Source organism: Lunatimonas lonarensis (assembly GCF_000390185.1).
Lineage (GTDB): Bacteria > Bacteroidota > Bacteroidia > Cytophagales > Cyclobacteriaceae > Lunatimonas > Lunatimonas lonarensis.
In genome coordinates this window covers 1-2,224 of the sequence record NZ_AQHR01000074.1, presented here as the reverse complement: position 1 = coordinate 2,224, position 2,224 = coordinate 1, and the positions used below count along the sequence as shown (strand labels likewise).

The window sequence follows — 2,224 nt, the reverse complement described above, 5'->3', positions numbered from 1 at the left end:
CATTTTATGTAAATTTAGCAGACACACTTAAATGAACAGTCTCGATTTCCCATTAGTCGGAACAGAGCACTTTTATTTTCCATTTATCCTTAATGGTCTAAATTTTTTCCCAACTGAAAAAAGAGATAGTGTTTTACTAACCGACACAGCAAGTAATAGTGTATTAGTAAACCGTGACATTTTTATTCACGCAATAAACAAAGCTCAATTATTCGTAGAATGGCTTAAAACAAACAATGCAAAAAATTTAAGCCTGATAGCTCAAAGTAGAATTCCAACTGCTTTGACTGAAATAGAAGTAATTAATTGGTTTAAAAACAATATTCAAATACCATATAGACATTTTCTCATTGAACAAGAAATAGTAGAAACAGCTTCGGAAAAAATTAAAATCAAGAATGCTGTTATACCCAAATTTCCTGGCACAAAAGAACAAAACGACCAATTTTGGGAAATACTAAATAATTATTTTGGGGCTAACAAGATTTGCAGAAAAGAGCACTTGAGTTCTTGGCAAGACAATTTGGGTATTGAATCTGAAATTGAAACGTGGGGAAAAAAGGTATTTTATACCATAGAAGATTTAGTAAGAGAAATTCAATCTAAAATCACACTTGAGAATATATCCCTTCAAGGAAGTCAACATACAAATATTCAATGGCTCAATTCGGTCTACAAATTCTTAATTGACAACGAGCTAATTAAGCATTTCAAGGAGTATAAAATAATTCCAACAATTAAGGGAACTCTGAAATCCCTAAATGACGACATTTATATTGAGAAGGAAACTAAAATACCTAACGAATTCATTTCAATCTTTAAATCACTTAAAAATGAAGATTGGAACGACATATTAATTCACAGGGATTTAATTCAAATTGACAATTCCCACGCTTCAAAAACAATAAAAGACATTTCTGATGAAATAAATAAAATCCTGAACTATGAAGAAAAGAATCAATACGGTCAGGTTCAAAGAACTTATATTGATAGAGCAAATGCCGAAGTTGTATTGCTTGACATATTAAGTATTTCAAGCTCCAACTCAAATGATTCGTTTCAATCTAAACTCTTTAATTCAGCTAAACTCTTTTTTAAATCAGAAAAACAACCCATTGTCATAAATGGTATTTCTGATTTCAATTTCAACCCAGCCAAACGACAACTTATTAAGTTACTTCACAACAAAATTGAAGCAGCTAAGAAGCTTACAAACCTGGGGATTGAAAATTCAGAGAAATGGCTCCTTGACCATTTGTTATTACTTCAAGAAAGTTCGGAATTTAAAACCTTACTAGAATTTGGAAACATAATTCCAAATCGTAAAGGTGACTTCTGTGCCTTTGTAAATGAAATCTTTGCTTACGGAACGAGCGAAAATCCATTAGACGATGATTTAATTAAAATACTATTTGAACTCAATAATGCAGAAGATTGGGACAAATATTTGGTTAGCGACTATTTCAGAAGCCTGAAATTGCCTGCCAAAACAATTGAAGAGCTTGCAACCAAGCTAAAAGAAGAACTTGAAAAACTTCGAATTGACAATGCATTTTCAACAAAAAGTGGAGCAATTCTAAAATTGATTCATTGGTGCTCTGACAGTAAAAACAAATTTGTTGCTGAGAGATATTTCGATTGGTTTATCTCTCAAAAGGACAAAATTTTCGTAAACATTTCACTTGAAGATTCAGAAGTTGGTGGAAACATTGTAAAACTATTGTCAAACAAGGAAAAACTTAATGACTTGGTTACATTAGCAGAATCAGGCATAAGTCTAACACAACTTTCTGAAATAGCTGAAATAGCCAAATCAATAAGTATTGAAGAAATAAAAAATCTTGCACAACAGTTAAAAGACGAGCAAGACGATTTTGAATTTAAGAAAAAAATTGGCGAAGCAGTAGAAAGAGCTTTCATTGAAGCATTTAGTTCAGTGAATTTACCTTATAATATTATTTATCAAGGAGTCGGCTCTCAAGATGTAGTAATATCAAATCCAGTCAATTCAAAATCATTCTACATTGAACTAAAATCTCTTTCACCGACAAATTGGGACAAGAGTTTAAAACTTGCAGTTTCACAAGCTAGAAAAGCGGTAGACCAAGTTAATGAAGGAAATTATGTAGTATCTGTATTAGTTAGACCGAGTAATTGGGAACTTGCAACAGCAGACTTTATAATTCTACTTTACTAAGTTAAACTAGCCATCGTTTTGGTAATA

General features: G+C 31.6%; 1 protein-coding gene. It reads left to right on the top strand.

The window, feature by feature from the left end; translation table 11 throughout:
* The first annotated feature begins 31 nt into the window (after positions 1–31).
* Complete coding sequence (locus tag ADIS_RS12455; RefSeq protein ID WP_010854886.1) at positions 32–2,197, top strand: hypothetical protein; 2,166 nt, start codon at positions 32–34, stop codon at positions 2,195–2,197.
* The last annotated feature ends 27 nt before the right edge of the window (positions 2,198–2,224 follow it).

Coding starts and splice junctions, on each gene's coding strand:
- ADIS_RS12455 (WP_010854886.1), top strand. CDS start 32: ATGAACAGTCTCGATTTCCCATTAGTCGGAACAGAGCACTTTTATTTT.